The 18,165-nt window shown below is 52.8% G+C and carries 13 protein-coding genes; 12 read left to right on the top strand and 1 reads right to left on the bottom strand.

The window, feature by feature from the left end; genetic code table 11:
• The first annotated feature begins 13 nt into the window (after positions 1 to 13).
• From MKX98_RS17090 to MKX98_RS17040, 11 genes are all read left to right on the top strand, one after another.
• Positions 14 to 1,717 (top strand): RICIN domain-containing protein, encoded by a 1,704-nt coding sequence (locus MKX98_RS17090; RefSeq protein ID WP_339217313.1) that lies wholly within the window; start codon positions 14 to 16, stop codon positions 1,715 to 1,717.
• Between the two features lie 47 nt (positions 1,718 to 1,764).
• Positions 1,765 to 3,507 carry an SGNH/GDSL hydrolase family protein gene (locus MKX98_RS17085; RefSeq protein WP_339217311.1) on the top strand — a complete coding sequence of 581 codons (1,743 nt, stop codon included), beginning with the start codon at positions 1,765 to 1,767 and terminating at the stop codon, positions 3,505 to 3,507.
• Between the two features lie 87 nt (positions 3,508 to 3,594).
• Complete coding sequence (locus tag MKX98_RS17080) at positions 3,595 to 4,365, top strand: alpha/beta hydrolase-fold protein (protein WP_339217309.1); 771 nt, start codon at positions 3,595 to 3,597, stop codon at positions 4,363 to 4,365.
• 69 nt (positions 4,366 to 4,434) lie between these two features.
• A complete protein-coding gene (locus MKX98_RS17075) occupies positions 4,435 to 6,732 on the top strand; it encodes an ABC transporter ATP-binding protein (protein ID WP_339217306.1) in 2,298 nt (765 codons plus the stop codon).
• A gap of 2 nt (positions 6,733 to 6,734) precedes the next feature.
• Complete coding sequence (locus MKX98_RS17070; protein ID WP_339217304.1) at positions 6,735 to 7,256, top strand: DUF1854 domain-containing protein; 522 nt, start codon at positions 6,735 to 6,737, stop codon at positions 7,254 to 7,256.
• 23 nt (positions 7,257 to 7,279) lie between these two features.
• Positions 7,280 to 9,493 carry an ABC transporter ATP-binding protein gene (locus tag MKX98_RS17065; RefSeq protein WP_339217302.1) on the top strand — a complete coding sequence of 738 codons (2,214 nt, stop codon included), beginning with the start codon at positions 7,280 to 7,282 and terminating at the stop codon, positions 9,491 to 9,493.
• 418 nt (positions 9,494 to 9,911) lie between these two features.
• Complete coding sequence (locus tag MKX98_RS17060) at positions 9,912 to 10,073, top strand: hypothetical protein (RefSeq protein ID WP_339217300.1); 162 nt, start codon at positions 9,912 to 9,914, stop codon at positions 10,071 to 10,073.
• A 125-nt stretch (positions 10,074 to 10,198) separates the two neighbouring features.
• Positions 10,199 to 10,558 carry an ABC transporter permease subunit gene (locus MKX98_RS17055; protein WP_339217298.1) on the top strand — a complete coding sequence of 120 codons (360 nt, stop codon included), beginning with the start codon at positions 10,199 to 10,201 and terminating at the stop codon, positions 10,556 to 10,558.
• A 37-nt stretch (positions 10,559 to 10,595) separates the two neighbouring features.
• On the top strand, positions 10,596 to 12,464 hold the full coding sequence (locus tag MKX98_RS17050; RefSeq protein ID WP_339217297.1) for a beta-L-arabinofuranosidase domain-containing protein: 1,869 nt from the start codon (positions 10,596 to 10,598) through the stop codon (positions 12,462 to 12,464).
• A 197-nt stretch (positions 12,465 to 12,661) separates the two neighbouring features.
• Positions 12,662 to 14,560, top strand: coding sequence for a family 43 glycosylhydrolase (locus MKX98_RS17045; protein WP_339217296.1), 1,899 nt, complete (start codon positions 12,662 to 12,664; stop codon positions 14,558 to 14,560).
• Positions 14,561 to 14,910: 350 nt separating this feature from the next.
• A complete protein-coding gene (locus MKX98_RS17040) occupies positions 14,911 to 16,305 on the top strand; it encodes an extracellular solute-binding protein (RefSeq protein WP_339217294.1) in 1,395 nt (464 codons plus the stop codon).
• Positions 16,306 to 16,394: 89 nt separating this feature from the next.
• Here the strand turns inward: MKX98_RS17040 and MKX98_RS17035 are convergent, their stop codons facing one another.
• Complete coding sequence (locus tag MKX98_RS17035; protein ID WP_339217292.1) at positions 16,395 to 17,177, bottom strand: AraC family transcriptional regulator; 783 nt, start codon at positions 17,175 to 17,177, stop codon at positions 16,395 to 16,397.
• A 134-nt stretch (positions 17,178 to 17,311) separates the two neighbouring features.
• On the opposite strand from MKX98_RS17035, the gene MKX98_RS17030 reads away from it, so the two are divergent.
• Positions 17,312 to 18,136 carry a sugar phosphate isomerase/epimerase family protein gene (locus MKX98_RS17030; protein ID WP_339217290.1) on the top strand — a complete coding sequence of 275 codons (825 nt, stop codon included), beginning with the start codon at positions 17,312 to 17,314 and terminating at the stop codon, positions 18,134 to 18,136.
• The last annotated feature ends 29 nt before the right edge of the window (positions 18,137 to 18,165 follow it).

Here is an 18,165-nt window from a genome sequence, read left to right as displayed (position 1 = left end):
AGCTGATCGATGTATGAAAAAAACAGGATGGACGCTCAAGCTGCTATTGGCCGTGCTGCTCCTGCTGCCCGCTACGCTGGGCCTCCATAATGGTGCAGCCGACGCATGGTCGGGCATGCCGATGTCCAAGCTTCGCGTCAGCGGCAATCAGCTGGTAAACAGCGAGGGGCAGCCCGTTGTCCTCAGCGGGTGGCACCAGCCCGGAGGCTCGTACTGGACGTATCAGGGAAGCGATTACTACCTGAACCGGAGCGGGGGGAATCGTCATGCTGCCATTTTGGCGTATTTAAAGGATATTACCGACACATTTTCCGATACCTCTCCGAAGTACGGCAACAGTCACGGCTGGTATATGAACCAGGTCAGGCTCTTTATCGACCGTGAAGACATGGGCGACGTGGCGGCCGGAACGTATAATTTTGCCGGTCTCCAGTCCTTTACGCAGAACGTCGTCGTGCCTTATATCCAGTATGCCAAGACCAAGGGAATCTACGTTACGCTAGGCCTCGACTTCACGCTCCAGGATAATCAGGCAACGACGCAAGCCAATCTCGAGAAATTTAATCAAATCTGGGGATATCTTGCGGCACAACCTGCGATCAAAAGCGCGGACAACGTCATGTTCGAGATCATCAATGAACCGGTGCTGTCTTATGCGAACGGTCGCTGGGGAGGACACCCGTCCGATCCCGAATTTCCGGCGTTTTGGGACTCGCTGCGCAATTTTCAAAATTCCATCATTTCCACGATCCGCAGTCAAGGGGCAGATAACGTGATATGGGCCGCCGGCCTTGGATGGGATCAATATTATCAGTTATGCGCCACGCGTCCGCTAACCGATCCGCTGAACAACTTCGGATATGCCGTGCATTGGTACCCGGGCTATGGAGCAAAGGATAACGGCTCGATACTCCAGCAGCAATGGGATACCAACATTAAGCCTTGCGCGGACAATTATCCGATCAATATTACGGAAACGACCTGGTTCAAACGGCTGCCGGGAGACTCGGAGTACTGGGAGCTGTTCAACGGCTCGAATGAAGGCTTTGGCAAAAACACCAAAGCCATATTTACGGCAGCCGGGAACGTCAGCATCGCGGTCCACATGAACGGTTTTCTTCTGCAGCCGGGGGCAAGAAGCACGTTTGCCGATCCGACGGCAGGGCTGCTCTTCGACGGTGATCCGGCACGGGACGGCATGGCCCGCTTCATCTTCGAATGGTATTACGAACGTGCGCAGCTTCATCCATGGAACGGCATATGGAACGGTATTTTATCGGGAGAAACCTATAAAATCGTGAACCGTGCCTCAGGGAAGGTGATCGACGTCCCGGGCGGACAAAACAGCAATTCGCTGCAGCTGCAGCAATGGCCGGACAATAACGCCACGGCCCAGCGATGGGTTGCGGACGATATGGGAGCATACAACAATGTATACCGGCTTCGCAGCGTCAGTTCGAGCGACGGCAAGGTGATGGATGTTAGAAACGGTTCCACAAACAACGGGGAAGCAATACAGCTCATGCAGGATTATGGGAATCAAGCACAGCGATTCCGCCTGATCAAGCTAAGCAACGGATACTGGAGCATCCTTAACGCGAACAGCAATAAAGCCGTCGAAGTGGCGGATGGTTCGTCCGCGGACGGAGCGAAGCTCCAGCAGAATCCTTATCGAGGGGATTTGCATCAGCAATGGCAGTTGATCAACGTAAATTGACGCTGCCGTACAGGTGGAGAGCGGCAAGGTGAGGAGGATGAAGAACGATGGCAGGCCATTTTACGCCAGCGGGAAATGAAACGGAAGGTCCAGTGGCGCCGCAGGATCCTGCAGTCAAACGCAGCGGACTGTACATCCTGTATGAGGCGATCATCGAAGCGACGACTCGTCCCGATGGGAAGTACGCGCAAGAGATATACCTGGACGGGAGTCAGCTCGTCGATAAAGCCCGATTTACCGGGGGTGTGACGGATGAAGCCATTCTTGAGCTGCTAAAGAGCAGCAGGGGTCTTCGCCGGCTGGTGGACAGTATCGGAATATCCGTTCATGCGCATGAACGGGACGTATCGAGCGTTCTGTTCACATTTTGGAATTGGGGAAATGCGAATCCATACGAAACGGGATCCCGGCAGAGTATAACCTGTCGAGCGAACGGCACGGAAACGCTCTTGGTTCTGGATAACGACGAAGATCGATATCCGGATGACGATGTTCCAGGCAAATTCGTCTTCGAGTTTGAACGAGAGGGCGTGTTGGCAACGGTCAGCATCGTATTCTATCTTCGTGACGGTTACCAAATCCCCGAGGCTGCAGTCGACCCCCCGGTCGATGTGGAATCACAAGCATATCAAGACATGATTAAGAAATCGCTCATAAGCCCGGGTCATAACAAACGATTAAAGGCGGCAATCGAAAAAGCGAAGCGGGGCGAGCCCGTAACCATCGCCTACATCGGCGGTTCCATTACCCAAGGGGCCGGCGCTGTCCCTCTCCATTCCCAATGCTACGCATACCAATCCTATGACCTGTTCAAGCGAAGGTTTGCACCCGCCGGCGACAGCCCGATTCGTCTTGTCAAAGCTGGCGTAGGCGGTACGCCGTCTGAGCTCGGCATCGTCCGCTATGAGCGGGATGTGCTTCGAGAAGGGGAGGTACGGCCGGATATCGTGATCGTTGAGTTTGCCGTCAACGACGCAGGCGACGAAACGAAAGGAAATTGTTACGAGAGCCTGGTACTCAAGGCTCTTTGCGCCGATCACAAACCCGCGGTGATTTTGCTGTTCAGCGTATTCGTGAACGACTGGAATCTTCAAGACCGTCTGGCCCCGGTCGGCTGGCATTACAATCTTCCGATGGTCAGCGTGAAGGATGCGGTCACGGAACAGTTCCGATGGACCAAGGAGCAAGGGACCGTGATAACGAAAAGACAGTTTTTCTACGACATTTATCATCCAACCAATGCGGGCCATCGGGTGATGGCCGATTGTTTGGACTGGTTATTCGAAGTAACCGATCGTTCCCCCCTCCACGAGGAGGACCTGGCGGATGAACAGCCTCCGCTGATCGGAAATGACTTCTTCGGAACGCAGCTGCTCGATCGCAGGAATGGCGATCGCATCGCCCGCATTGATCCCGGCGGTTTTTCGGACACCGACACGGATCTGCAAATGGCGGAGCTGGACGATCATGCATACGGGACGCCGCAATTTCCGCACAACTGGATGCATACGGCCGATTCCGGCGAGCACAGCTTTAAGATGAACATCCGGAGCAAGCGTCTTATCCTTGTTTATAAAGATTCGGGAAGCCGGGCATTCGGGACCGCGAAGATATGGGTAGACGGGAAGCTGAAGAAGACCGCCGATCCGCATGAAGTCAATTGGACGCACTGCAGCGCCGTGATTTTGTACAATGAGTCGAAGTCAGGAGAACATGCGGTAGAGATCCAGATGGCGGAAGGCCACGAGGATAAGCGATTTACGATCCTGGGCTTCGGTTACGTCCCATAAAATTGCATTAGATAGCTTCACGCTCCATGGGTAAGTTTGATTGGACATCAAGCGGCGCTCAATCAAAAAGATGAAGGGGAGAGGAAGATGAAGGAGACGGCACCGGCTGGATACGACGTTCCGCGGGAGATCGCCAGGGGGAAAATCGAAACGGTGGAATATGCATCCGAAACGGTAGGCAATGATCGAAAGGCGATGATTTACACGCCTCCGGGATATGCGGAAGACAACGTGTACAACGTTCTTTATTTGCTGCATGGCATCGGAGGTGATGAATCGGAATGGCACCGTCATGGCGATCCGCAGACGATACTAGATAATCTATATGCGGACGGGAAACTCGCGCCCATGGTCGTCGTGTTTCCGAATGGCCGTGCGATGCCAAATGATCGGGCGGAAGGGGACCTGTTTGCTCCGGACAAAATAAAAGCGTTCGAGACGTTCGAAATCGATCTGCTAAGCGATCTGATTCCCTTTATCGAGTCACGATACTCGGTATCGACAGGCCGGGAAAACCGTGCGATTGCGGGGCTGTCCATGGGCGGGGGGCAATCCCTGAATATCGGCTTGAAGCATCTCGACCGCTTCGCATGGATTGGCGCTTTTTCCCCGGCTCCGAATACGAAATCTCCGGAGCAGCTCGTCCTGAATCCGGAAGAAACGTCGGCACGGCTCAAATTGCTGTGGCTGTCATGCGGCGACGAGGACAATTTGAAGCAGATAAGCGACCGGACGCACGCGTATTTGTCGGAGCATCGGGTTCCTCACGTTTGGTATGAGGAAAGCGGAGGACACGATTGGCCCGTATGGAAGAACGATTTGTATCATTTTTCCCAGCTTCTTTTTAAAGATAACTGATGTTGAAGGAAGCCTTGCGCCATGTTGGCCGGGCTTTTTACTTTCAGCCAAAAACGAAAGGGTAAAATCATGACGTTATTGCCGAAGGACATTGTGTCCATTTTGGACCAAAACGGTATAAAAGCTGCTGATCTCCTGCACGGGATGGAGTGTGACCGGCTGCCGGACGGCGGTTTTTCAGAAAGCTATCTCGTATTGTCCCGAAAACACCTCCACATCTTTCGCAGCAGCGGCGTTACGAAGGAGAAGACGTTTTCGGGTTATGCAGCCGGCCGGCGCAAAGCTGCCGGCAAGCCGGAGCAAGAGGGTTCCGGCGATTGGGCTTGGGAACGCATTCCCCTCGAACGGCTCGAAGCCGTGACCATCGTTAATCTGGTCGCTTCCGGCATGGTTGTTGCCAAGGAGAAGGAGGAGCGAGTGATCGGTGCATTCACAAGCGGCCATATGAATCAGGCCGTCCGGTTTGCGCAAGCCTTCGATAAATTGAAGAACAACGAGCCGTTTGAAGCCTTCGAAATTGACGGAAAATCGGACGGGGCCTCATGCCCGACATGCGGATTGATGTACCCCGAAGAAGGCAGGCCATTCTGTCCGAAATGCATGAAGAGGCATGCGGTATTCGCACGTTTGCTGTCATTTGCGGGCAAGTATAGGCTGTCCATCTTTTTTATCGTGTTGTTTATGCTGCTGAACTCGGCGACCGGTCTCGTCATTCCTTATTTCCAGGGCACCGTGCTGTTTGACCAGGCGCTTGCCGGCAATGGCGCTTTTGCGGGGCGGATCGGTCTGGTCATCGTGATCATCCTCGCATTCCGAACGCTGTCGCTGTTGTTCGGCATCTTGTTCGGCACCATCATCGCAAAGCTGGCGGCAAAGGTTGCCTTCGATTTGAAAGCGGCGGTATTTACCTCGTTGCAGCGGTTGTCGCTCGATTTTTTTATGCGCAGGCAGACCGGCCATCTTATGACCCGCGTGAACAACGACGCACAGGAATTGCAATATTTTTTTGTTGACGGGCTTTCTTACTTCATCGTGAATGCGATGAACATCATCGGCATCATTGCCGTGCTCCTATGGATGGATTGGCGGCTTACGCTGATCTGCCTGCTGCCGATGCCGCTGGTCTTCTGGCTTGTCCGGACTGCGTTCCCGAAGCTGTGGCGTTTGTCATGGCGGAGGCACCGCAAGGTAAGCGCTCTGAATTCGATCATCAGCGATTCGGTTCGCGGCTCGCGGGTCGTCAAGGCATTCGGTAAAGAACAGGTAGAGATCGGCCGCTTTCAGCAGGCAAACGATGCATTCTCCGGTGCCGAGCAGCGCTTTAATAAATGGAGCGGAACCGTGTTTCCGATTCTTAATTTTCTAACGCAGGCGGGCGGAATATTGATCTGGGCGTTCGGCGGTTGGTACGTGATGCAAGGCCGGATGTCTTTTGGCTCAGTGCTTACGTTCGTCAACTATATGATGATGCTGTACGGGCCGATTCAGTTCATGAATAATATTATCGGCTGGTGGTCCAATTGCATGGCGGCTGCGCAGCGTATCTTCGAGATCCAGGACGCCGTACCTAGCGTAGCAGAGCGTCCCGGAGCCGTTTCATTAGTGACAATGAAAGGCGACATCGAGATCGACAACGTTTCGTTCGGCTATGAGCCGAACAAACCGATTTTGAAGCAGGTGTCCCTGCGCGCGAGACCCGGGCAAATGATCGGCGTCGTCGGCCATTCAGGAGCGGGGAAGTCGACGCTGGTCAATCTCGTGTCACGATTGTACGACGTAACCGAGGGAGAGATCCGGATCGACGGCGTCAATGTCAAGGAGCTTTCGATTGCTTCACTGCGTCGTCATATCGGCATCGTCTCTCAGGATATCTATGTATTTACAGGCAGCATCGCAGAAAATATCGCGTACGCCGATCCCGATTGCCGGATGGAAGACATTCTGCATGCGGCCAAAATCGCGAACGCGCACGATTTTATTCAAAAGCTGCCGGACGGCTACGATACGGAGATCGGCTCGGGCGGCTACAGCTTGTCCGGCGGGGAGAAGCAGCGGCTGTCGATCGCGCGGGCCGTGCTGCACAACCCGAAGGTGCTCATTCTCGACGAGGCAACCGCTTCGCTTGATACCGAGACGGAGCTGCAAATCCAGGAGGCGCTCGATTCGCTCGTCAAAGGACGGACCACGATCGCGATCGCCCACCGGCTGTCCACGCTAAGGCAAGCCGATTATCTGGTCGTGATGGACAAGGGCGCCGTCGTTGAAGCGGGCACGCATGACCAGCTGATGGCGATGGAGGGCGTCTACCGGGAGCTCGTTCGCAAACATGATGAAGCGCTTAAAATGAAAGGGGAAATCATCGCATGAGGATGGAAGAGCACCAGGGAATGGAGCTGGCGGATGCCGCGGGCATCCGTTATTTGACACCGAGCAATTCGGAATTTGCGGAGACGACGGGCCATCTGCTGTCCGTCTGGACCAAAGGCGAGGTGCACTCGCCGGTTTACGTTCATTGCTCCTTCCCGCATACGAACCAGCGCTCCTTCCTGTCGATTCGAACGGCGGACAACAAGGAGATCGGTATGATCCGCTATCTTGACGTTTTTCCGCAAAGCACGGCTTCTATCATTGAAAGGCAGCTGAAGATCCGTTATTTTACCCCGGAAATTACCAAGGTGATTGCCGTAAGCGAGGAGTTCGGCTATTCCTATTGGGAAGTTGAAACGACTGCCGGACGGTGCCGGTTCACGGTGCGAAACGGCAGCGGCAGCGTCAAGTTTGCAGCGGAGAACCGCCTGCTGATCATCGACGTCGACGGGAACCGGTTCGTCATCCCGCAGGTGGATCAGCTTAGCGACAAGGAATACCGAATGATCGAAACGAGATTGTAGATGGCGATAACGGAGGAATATCGATGAATTTAAACTTCACGCTTTCGGAGCAGAATTTCGCGGCAGCACGGCAAGTCATCGGAGAGGAGATCGACTATTGCGTCCCTGCCGACCTGTCGCTGGATGGGCGGCGGGTGGAGGGATACCTGGCGATCGGCAGCGGCAGGTGGGCGCATGTGCGGGACGGCCAAGTGCGGGATCACGGGAACATCGCGGACGCCTGCGATTATCATCTGGTGCCGTTCGTTGGCAATGCGGTGCTTGAAGCCACGGAGAACGGGACGAAACGAATCATCGTCAGGGTGACGATGCAGCATGCGTCCAGGTACGGCTATATCACCCAAATCCTGAACGATATGGCCGCCAATCGCCCCGTCCGGATTTATCGTGACGAAGGGGATCCGGTTTGCGCGGAATGCGGAAGCGCGCTCGTCCCGGGTACGCGGGTGTGTCCCAGATGCATGAGTAAGGCAGCTGCATTCAAACGACTGCTTCTCATATCCAAAAGACACTGGCGATGCTTGATGCTTGGACTAGGCGTCCTTATCGCTGCCTCGGCGCTGGCGATGACCGGGCCTTACTTCCAGAAGCTGCTGGTCAACGCGGCGCTGCTCCCCCCTGCCGGGCAAGAGGCCAGCGTAAGGGTATTTTGGCTCGCACTCCTTGGGATGCTGTTCACCCTGGCTTTCGGGGAGCTGCTCGGCATTGCCAGAAACCGGATCATGGCCAGCGTCAGTACGGGCATTGCGGCCGACCTGCGCAAAACGGTGTTCGATCGGATTCAGAGCATGTCGCTCGGATTTTTGACGTCCCAGCGAGCGGGAGACCTGATGAACAGAGTGACGGCCGATACGGACCGCATCCGCCACTTGATTCAGGAAATGTGCACGACGGCCATCCACCAACTGCTCATTCTGATCGCTTCAGCGACGCTGCTTTTTTCCGCCGATTGGCGGCTGGCGCTGATCGTGCTGCTTCCGGCTCCATTCGTTGGTTATTTGCACTACTATATTTGGAGGCATGTCCTAAACAGGCTTTTTCACAAGCAGTGGCGCATCTCCGACAAAGCAAACTCGTTTCTACACGATGTCCTCAGCGGCATTCGGGTCGTGAAGGCTTTCGGCCAGGAAGAGCGGGAGATTCGCAGATTCCGGACATATAACGGCGAATTCGCTGCTGCTGCGTTGAAAAGCGAGAAGTTGTACAGCATTTTATCGCCGATCTCGAATTATTTGATTCAGATCGGCCAATATCTCGTACTCCTGATCGGCTGCTACATGATTATCGGCCGGGAGATGAACGTAGGCGAGCTGATCCAGTTCAGCGCTTATGCCGCCATGATTTTCGGGCCGATTTCCTGGCTGATGTTCATGCCGCGCTGGATCGCGAATGCGGTCATTTCGATGCATCGCGTATTCTCGGTAATCGACGAGCAGCCGGAAGTCATGGATGCAAACAACGCGGTGGGCCACCGGATCCGGGGCTTGATCGAGTTCCGCGACGTTTTTTTTGGTTATCGATCTTATGAGCCTGTTCTGAAGGAGATCAACCTCACCGTGAAGCCGGGGGAAATGATCGGACTCGTCGGCCATTCCGGATCGGGCAAATCGACGACGATCAATCTGATTTCCCGTTTCTATGATGCGAACGAAGGGGAGATTCGGATTGACGGCATCGATATCCGGAAGATCCAGCAGGAGGATTTGCGCTCGCAAATCGGCGTCGTGCTGCAGGAGACGTTCCTGTTCAGCGGGACGATCGCGGAGAATATTCAATACTCGAAGCCGGGCGCGAAGCCGGAAGAGGTTATTGAGGCGGCCAAAATCGCCAACGCGCACGATTTTATCATCAGCTTGCCTGACGGTTACGACACGAGGCTGGAAGAGAACGGGAACAATCTGTCGGGAGGCGAGCGTCAGCGGATCGCCATCGCGAGGGCCGTTCTGAACGATCCGCGAATCCTCATCCTGGACGAGGCGACGGCTTCGCTTGATATCGAGACGGAAGCGGCCATCCAGGAGGCACTGAAACGGGTGACGAAGAATCGCACGACGATCGCTATCGCGCATCGTCTCTCTACGCTGCGCAATGCCGATCGACTCGTCGTTCTCGACAAGGGGCGGATCGCCGAAATCGGCACGCATCGAGAATTGATGAAAAAGCAGGGGATCTACTACAATCTGATCTCCGCCCAGCGCGGCATGTCCCGCAAGAGCGATCCTTCCGCGGTGGTATGACGCCGCCAGATGCTTACTGTGAAATAGACGATATGGAAAACACAAAGATGGATCTTTATGAACGCTGGAGAAATTGAGCCAAGTTTCCTATTCTGAGCTGCTGCCCGACATTGTAAAGATTACACTGAACTGTTCATCCGGGTGCCCCTAAGTCTGCAAGATAGCCTGGGAAAAAACACGCTGTCGACCGGAGACAGGCTGAAACGGTTTAAGGGAGGCTGAGAGGATAACGGGCTGATTGAACCTATTTTCAATTCGGCCGATATTTACTTATTACCTCCAGCCAGCCGGGAGTGGTTGGATGATTATGAGAAAGTGGTGCCGGGTCATCGCACATTTCCCATTTGTTTGCGTTTTATCCGGGCGAAGGTATTAACGTGAATTCCACGCCAGAGCTGATTGCAGCGGCTCGAACGACATGGATCGCAGGCTGGCTAACGGCGTCAGACATACCGGCTGGAGCCGAGCGTGGTTCATCAACTTCTGGGTACAACCGTTGGATGCCGACAAAGCTTACGAAGACGTAAGAGCGATGCTCACTCCACGCTGGTTTGATCCGTCTGCTGTCCGCTTTGCGTAACAGCTGGAGCGATGGGGAAGTTAGAGGGCTGCTGTCACGCTTATCCCGACTTTTCCCGGTTGGCAAATGGTGGTCGAATCCAACAGTTATTTGCCCTTGATTTTGCCAGCAGCGTTTAACATTTTATGAATAGGGCAGTTCATAGAACGATCCCCAAATCACTTGACGAAGCAGCTCTTGTTGACGGAGAAGGTTATTTTTACATTGTCACGCATGTTATTTTTCCTTTATCCAAATCGGCTGTCATTGTGGTTGCGCTGTTTCAGTTTCTGGGTGTGTGGAACGATTTTTTGGGCCCGCTTGTTTACATCAACAAGGAATCTAAGTTCACGCTGGCGCTTGGCGCAATTTATTGGCTATTACACAGCTCAATGGGAGTTGTTGATGGCGGCGGCCACGATGGTTCTCTTTCCGCCTATTATGCTGTTTATATTAGGACAAAATACTTTATTAAAGGCATTGCGGTATCCGGGCTGAAAGATTAATAGCTCGTTCTGCCGACATATCGAAAGGAGGAACTCAATGAAAGCATTGAGAGGCAAACAGGTCATTTTGAAAGAGCAAGAACTGATTCGCAGGGAACGAGCGAACAGAAGCTATCTGATGAAGCTGGACAGCGGTCATCTGTTGTTTAATTATCATTTGGAGGCCGGAAGATTTCATGGAAGAACGATTCCCGAAGGTGCGCACGGCGGTTGGGAAACGCCGGTCTGCCAATTGCGCGGCCATTTTCTTGGTCATTGGTTGTCTGGTGCGGCGTTGCATTATGAAGAAAGCGGCGACATCGAATTAAAGGCCAAACTGGATGCTATTGTCCATGAATTGCATGAATGCCAACGCGATAACGGCGGTCAGTGGGTCGGTCCGATTCCCGAAAAATATCTGCACTGGATTGCAAGCGGAAAAAGCATCTGGGCGCCCCAATACAATTTGCACAAAATATTAATGGGGTTGGTCGATGCCTGGCAATATGCCGGTAATCGGCAGGCCCTGGATATCGTGGATCGGTTCGCGGACTGGTTTGTCGAATGGAGCGGCACATTCACAAGAGAGCAATTCGACGATATTCTCGATGTGGAGACAGGCGGAATGCTTGAGGTTTGGGCCGATCTGTTGCACATAACCGGAGCGGACAAATATCGTGTGCTGTTAGACCGGTATTATCGCAGTCGGCTGTTTCAACCCTTGCTGGAGGGCAAGGATCCGCTTACGAATATGCATGCTAACACTACGATACCGGAAGTGCTCGGCTGTGCGAGAGCTTATGAGGTTACCGGAGACGACAGGTGGCTGTCCATCGTCCAAGCGTATTGGAATTGCGCTGTAACGGAAAGGGGAAGCCTTGCGACAGGCGGTCAAACCGCTGGAGAGGTCTGGATGCCGAAGATGAAGATGAAGGCCCGCCTAGGTGACAAAAATCAGGAGCATTGTACTGTCTATAACATGATCCGACTAGCAGATTTCTTATTTCGTCAATCTGGCGACCCTACCTACGCGCAATATATCGAGTACAATCTATACAATGGCATTATGGCGCAAGCCTATTATCAGGAATATGGTTTGACTGGTAGTCAGCATAACTATCCCAGAACCGGCCTGCTGACCTATTTCCTCCCCATGAAGGCCGGTCTGCGCAAGGAGTGGAGCACGGAAACCGACAGCTTCTTCTGCTGCCACGGCACGATGGTTCAGGCGAATGCGGCCTGGAACATGGGAATTTATTATCAGGACGGGGATATCGTCTATATCAGTCAATATTTCGATTCCGAGTTGCACACAAGTATCGCTGGAACCCTCATACGGATCGTACAGACGCAGGACAAAATGAGCGGGAGCCTCCTATCCTCGTCTAACACGGCCGGGTACCAAGCTATTAATGATACAGCGTCGACAAATGAAAATATACCTGCTTTTCGCAAATACGATTTCATTGTATCTGCTGCCGCACCGACAACGTTCACGCTCCGCTTACGCATACCTGAGTGGATCATGGCGGGAGCATCCGTGTACGTCAATGACGTTCTGCAGGGGACGACTCTGGACAGCGAGAACTTCTATGACATTCACAGAGCATGGAAGGAAGGCGATACCGTCTCGATTATGCTGCCAATCGGCATTCGGTTTGTTCCGCTACCGGACGACGAACGAACAGGTGCCTTCCGATACGGGCCAGAAGTGCTGGCAGGCTTGTGCGAATCAGAACAGCAGCTCTATATGAGGGATGAGGATATTGCGTCCGCTATCGAGAACGAAAATGAACGTGAATGGGGGAGTTGGCGGTATTTCTTCAAGACAGTCAACCAGGAACCTGCCATCACGTTCAAACGAATTCGGGATATCGGGTACGAACCTTATCAAATTTACTTCAAAGTAACGCGTACAAAATTATAGTGAAGAGAGAAAAATAAATATTCTGTGTGTCCAGCCGATCAACATATCCATTCCTGCGATAGATCTAGGCTGAGGACTAGTACGATCAAACAGGCGGATACTGAGATCGGCAAAATTGCCATTTCCGTAATGGAGATTTGAGAGATGTAAGCTGTCGGAGGTCTCATATAACGTTCCTGTTCGGCGGGACGATCGGAGTGAATATTCATTACTCGAAGCCGAGTGCAAAGCTGGAAGAGATTATTCTTGAAAAGCCTTATCCGTTAGGAGGGAAGAAGCAGCGTATGGATAATGAATTTCACAGCGTTCTCTGCTATACGAGAGAACCGCTTGAACCGGAAATCTATTCCCCGAAGCTTGCATATAGTATGCATCTCGCTTACACCGATGAGGGGATGAGTTATCGGGAGCTTAATCACAACTCGGGGGTGCTGTTCGCTAAAGCCGCCGAGCTCTCAAACGGCACGCTGTCCGCCAAGAGTTTGAAGAATTCGTACCTGTTCCACATGGCTGACGGAAACTTTGGCGTACTGGCCATTCGGACGGAAGCGGACGGTTCTCCCGATCAGCAGAGCAAGGGCTCGGTGCTTTTGTTCACTTCCCCGGACTTGCTGCAGTATCGGGAGCTCGGTCTGTTGAACCTAACGAAAGGGCTTCGTGTACAAGATATCATGTGCGAATATGAACATGCTTCCCGAAGGTATATCCTTCGTTGGCGTGAAGAAGACGGAAGGTATTATCAAAGGGAAATGGCGGACGTGACATGCCCGGACGACGCTGCCAAGCCGAATCCGTGCGAAGCTTTCACGCTAAGCCCGAGACGCGTCGACATTGAAGGAGCAGTGCCCCGCAATGCGATACGTGTATCGCGAGGTGTGGCTCAGAGGCTGATTCATAAGCTTACGGTACCGGTTCATGTGCGTAATGAACTCCCGGAGCGTGTGGCCGTTTCGTCCAAAGAACAGTTACAAGCGGTTAAAGTGACGGCGATATACAGTGACGGCACCACCGCGATCAAGCCGATTGAGTGGGATGCGTCCGAGATCGATTGGAGCCGTCCCGGAACTTATCGCATTTCTGGAAGCATTCGGCAGGATCGCTATACGTTTCCGATGGCGACGAACCGTGCCGACCCTTGCATTGCGCAGTGGGACGGAAGGTATTATTTTGTCGCAACCAATGATGCCGACGGCAACCATACGATATCGATCCGGGAGGCGGATTCCATATTCGGTCTGGTCTCGGCAGAAGAAACCAAAATCCTGGATACAGGCATGCATGATCATCTGAAGCGATTTCTGTGGGCGCCTGAACTTCATGGCATCGGCGGCGATCTGTATATTTTTCTTGCCGGCAGCAGCGGCGAATTCAAAGACATTCAATCGCATGTTATGCGGTTAAAGAATGGCGGCAATCCGAGAATGGCTGCGGATTGGGGGACCCCGATCCGGGTCGCCAGGCATGACGGAAGCCCGCTGTTTCAAGCCGGCATAACGCTGGACATGACCGTATTAGAGCGGAAAGGCCGTTTATATGTGCTCTGGGCGCAAAGGGAATTGGTACCGCATGACTTGGGCTCGTGGATCTATATCGCCGAGGCGGATCCGAGGGAACCGTGGAGACTGATATCGGAGCCTGTCCTGCTGTCCAAGCCCGATTACGGCTGGGCGAACAATCAAACGTTCGTGGAGGAAGGGCCCTTTGCACTCATGACAGACCGGAAGATCTTCGTGACGATATCCGGAGCTCTGGTCGATGCCACGTATTGCGTCGGCATGCTCAGCGTCAATTCTGACGCTGATTTGCTTGACCCGAACCAATGGACGAAGCGAAATTACCCGCTGCTAACCTCCAGAAGCGTGCCGGGCGAATACGGGCCAGGACACAATTCTTATGTGAAGGACGAGGAAGGAACGATCTGGAGCGTATATCACGCTCGTCCAGGCATCGGAGAGCCCCGCTGCTCGGGTCTCCGTCGCGTACATTTCGACGTTGACGGTGAACCGATGCTGGGCTTGACGGAAGAGAAGGACCTGAATCCAGCGCTTGCGTCCGTACACCTGAATGTGCAGGTGGAAGCATTGGTGGAAGGCTGACGGAACAACAACTTTTCTGGGTTTGTGCGAATTGTTGAACATGAAGAACAAAAGAAGCGCCGTGTTCCCGTGTGCGGGTACGCAGCGCTTCTTTTGCGTTTTGACGACGTGAACCCGAGGTTAATCCTTTCCAATGATGGATTCAGATTGGCACACCGTATAGCCGACGCTCATGCGCTTTCCACTTTCCGGCCCTTTGCGTTGCCCAGAGCATCAACACTTTTAGTAATTACAAATCGTGTTTAGTTTCTCTATGGTTCGTTTTCGCAAGCAGTTATATGATCTTGGTGAGCATCAAAATGAAAGCGCTGCATATTCATGCAGCCAAAAATTAAGGGGGGAAATAACGCATGTGGATGCGAAAGATCAGCCTGCTGTTCTGCAGTCTGATTCTAGTGATCATGACAGCATGCAGCAGCGGCTCGGGCAGCGACGTGAAGACCGTCGAGCCCGGCAAAGTGAATGAAGCCGTCAACGCGCCTGCGGAAGCAAAAAACGAGGAGCCGGCAGACGAATCAAACGGCCAGGAAGAAACAACCGGCACGCCGGAATTGGATTTTGATATGGGCGGACGCACCATCAAATGGGTGTCCTGGTATGATGAGTCGATCCAGGAAGACAATCCTGACAACATTAAACGGAAACAGAATTTGGAAGAGCTGATGAAAAAACATAATTTTAAAATGGAATACGTGATCGTGGATTTCGGCGAGTACCAGGATAAGGTGACAGCCTCGCTGGTGGCGGGCGAACCGATCGGCGACATTATCCGGGTAGCGAGGCCATGGATGATTCCGACGCTGGTCAACCAAGGTCTGTTCGCGCCGGTGGATGAATACACGAAGAACGAGAAGGTATTCATCCAGCAGTACACGAACGAGTACTCCCAATACGAAGGAAGGGGCTACGGGTTCAGGACGGGCATCAACGGCGCGTCATCCGGCATTTTCTATAACCGCACGTTAATGAGCCAATTTGGCATGAAGCCATTGCAGGAATACGTCAACGAGGACAACTGGAACTGGGATACGTTCATTCAGGTCGCGAAAGAAGCGAACAAAGATTCCAATAACGACGGCAAATTGGATATTTGGGGGCTTGCATCCGCTTCCTTGCTGGTTCCCGCAATGGCCTCGAACGAAGCGAATCTGGTCATTCTCGATAAGCAAGGTCTTGAGGATCCCAAAACCTTGGAGGTGCTGAACTTCTTGTCGCGCCTCGCTACCGAGTCGGTTGGGAGACCAACGGAAGGGGGAGACTGGACCGAGCCGGGCCAATTTTTCCGTCAAGGCAACACAATGATGGTTGCAGGCAGCGATTATGAAATGGAAAACTTCAAACAGGACATGCCGGATTACGATATCGGATTTCTCCCATTTCCGAAAGGGCCAAGCGCATCAAGTTATCATTCGCATAATACGATCCCGAATTACCTGACGATTCCAAGCGCCGTGGAGCATCCCGAACGCCTGGTTTATATTTACGAGAAAATCAACGATATCGACTCGATCTACGACTATCCGAAACAATCTACGCTGGAGACTTTATTCAGCAACGAGGACGATATTCAGAATGCCAAGATGGCCGGTGAGAGCATTAAAGTGATCGATACCGAGAGCGGATACCCATCGATGCCATATTACGAATTTATAGGGGAAATCATGGAAGGCATCCCGGTATCGACGGTCGTCGAGAAATACAAAGGGCCGTTCCAGGCAGCGATTGATGCGGTTTGGAAAAAGTAACCGTGGTTCCAAAAGGAATCTCAGCCAGTCCTCCCGTCATTTTGAAGGGATGAGTCAGGTACGGCGTTACATATGGAAGCGATTTCAAGTCAATGCTTCTTAACGGCAGACGGTGGATAGCCTTTCGCTTCCTTGAACACTTTGCTGAAATAGGAAAGGTCTTGAAAGCCGCTGGATTCGGCGGCTTCCGTCACGGTAACGCCGCCGGCCATCAGCATGATTTCAGCGTTATTCACGCGTATCCGCTGCAGGTATTCCTTGTAGGTCGAACCGGTATTCTTTTTGAATAGTTTCCCTAAATAAACGGGATGGAGGTTGAACTGCTCGGCGAAGTCGTTAAACGACAAGTCTTCCGCATAGTGTTCTTCGATGATGGCGGTCAACTTCTTGATCCGCGGGTCCATATGCATGATCGTTTGGCGATGCATGCCGTGAAGCAGCCGGTGGAGAATGAGTTCGAACAATGCACGGGCATGGATCCTATAAAACGGTTGTTTATTCATCCACACGTGGTTGAACTCCCGGATGTAGGCAAGTATCTCCTTGGTGATCAATTTCTTCGTTACAACGCCAAACGGAAGCCGGATATGATTGTGCGGCTCGGCCCAGAAAAAATTGAACGGATACGCATGCATGGGAGATTCCTTGCACGTATGGGCTTCCCGTACGCTTCCCCCCGGAACGTAGACCAGGTCGCCCGCCTCAACTGCAAATTTTTTGCCGTCAATGTAGTAGTTTGCCCGGCCATCAACGACGAACGTCAAATCGTGAAATCCGATGTGGGCCTTCTGAATTCTCCAATCCGGATAACATCTACGGTCCACGAACAGAAAAATATTCGGTACGAGATGAGGGTGATACTCGAGCTCCATGCGGATATCGCCTCCTTTTTAAACAAATTGTAATGTTCTCATGAACATTTACAACCTGTGGTTGGATGGTCTTTTCCCAATGTATCGCCGCTTGATCATGTGAAATCATCCGTCGTTAAGAAAGGAAGGGTCCAATGATTACGTTAACCGGATTTGCAGACGAGATATCCCCGGATTTGGATGTACAGCTGGATGTCCTAGAATCCGAAAGCATCCGTTATCTTGAGCTTCGAGGCGTTTGGGGGAAAAATGTGCTGCAGCTGACGAAAAAGGAAGCGTTGACCGTGAAAGAACGATTGGCGGAGCGGAGGGTCGGAGTCTCCTCGATCGGATCGCCGATCGGGAAAATCCAAATCACCGACGACTTTGAAACCCATCTCGAAGACGCTCGGCGTGCCGTTCGTCTAGCTAAGTTTTTCCATGCGCCTTTTGTACGCGTGTTCTCCTTTTACATTCCGGACGGGGACTACGAGAAGCATCGGCCTGAGGTGTTACGGCGCATGCAACGACTCGCTCAATTGGCTGAACGCGAAGGCGTGGTTCTGCTTCATGAGAATGAAAGCCATATTTATGGAGACACCGGCGAGCGATGTTTGGATCTGCTTCAAACGGTTTCATCCTGCCATTTGCGGGCAGCCTTTGATCCGGCGAATTTCGTGCAGTGCGGCGTGAAGCCCGTCAATGAGGCCTATCCACTGATAGGCGACTATACGTCGTATGTTCATGTGAAAGACGCCATCATGGGGAAGGGGACAGTCGTACCTGCAGGGGATGGCGACGGTGAGCTCCGCGAGCTCATTCATGAGCTCAGCCGCAGGCGATTTTCAGGGTTTATGTCGTTGGAGCCGCATCTGCGCGCCGTCGGAAAATTCGAGGGATTCACGAATCCGGGGCTTTTCGTTGCGGCATCCAAAGCGATAAAGCGATTGTTAGCGGAGCAAGCAATGGAATGGAATTGACCGGCTGAATATTGATTCAACGCGTGACC

Origin of the sequence: Paenibacillus sp. FSL W7-1332, from assembly GCF_037969785.1 — a bacterium.
GTDB lineage: Bacteria > Bacillota > Bacilli > Paenibacillales > Paenibacillaceae > Paenibacillus_AQ.
The sequence above is the reverse complement of the archived record's forward strand: the minus strand, read 5'-3'. Positions and strand labels throughout refer to the sequence as shown.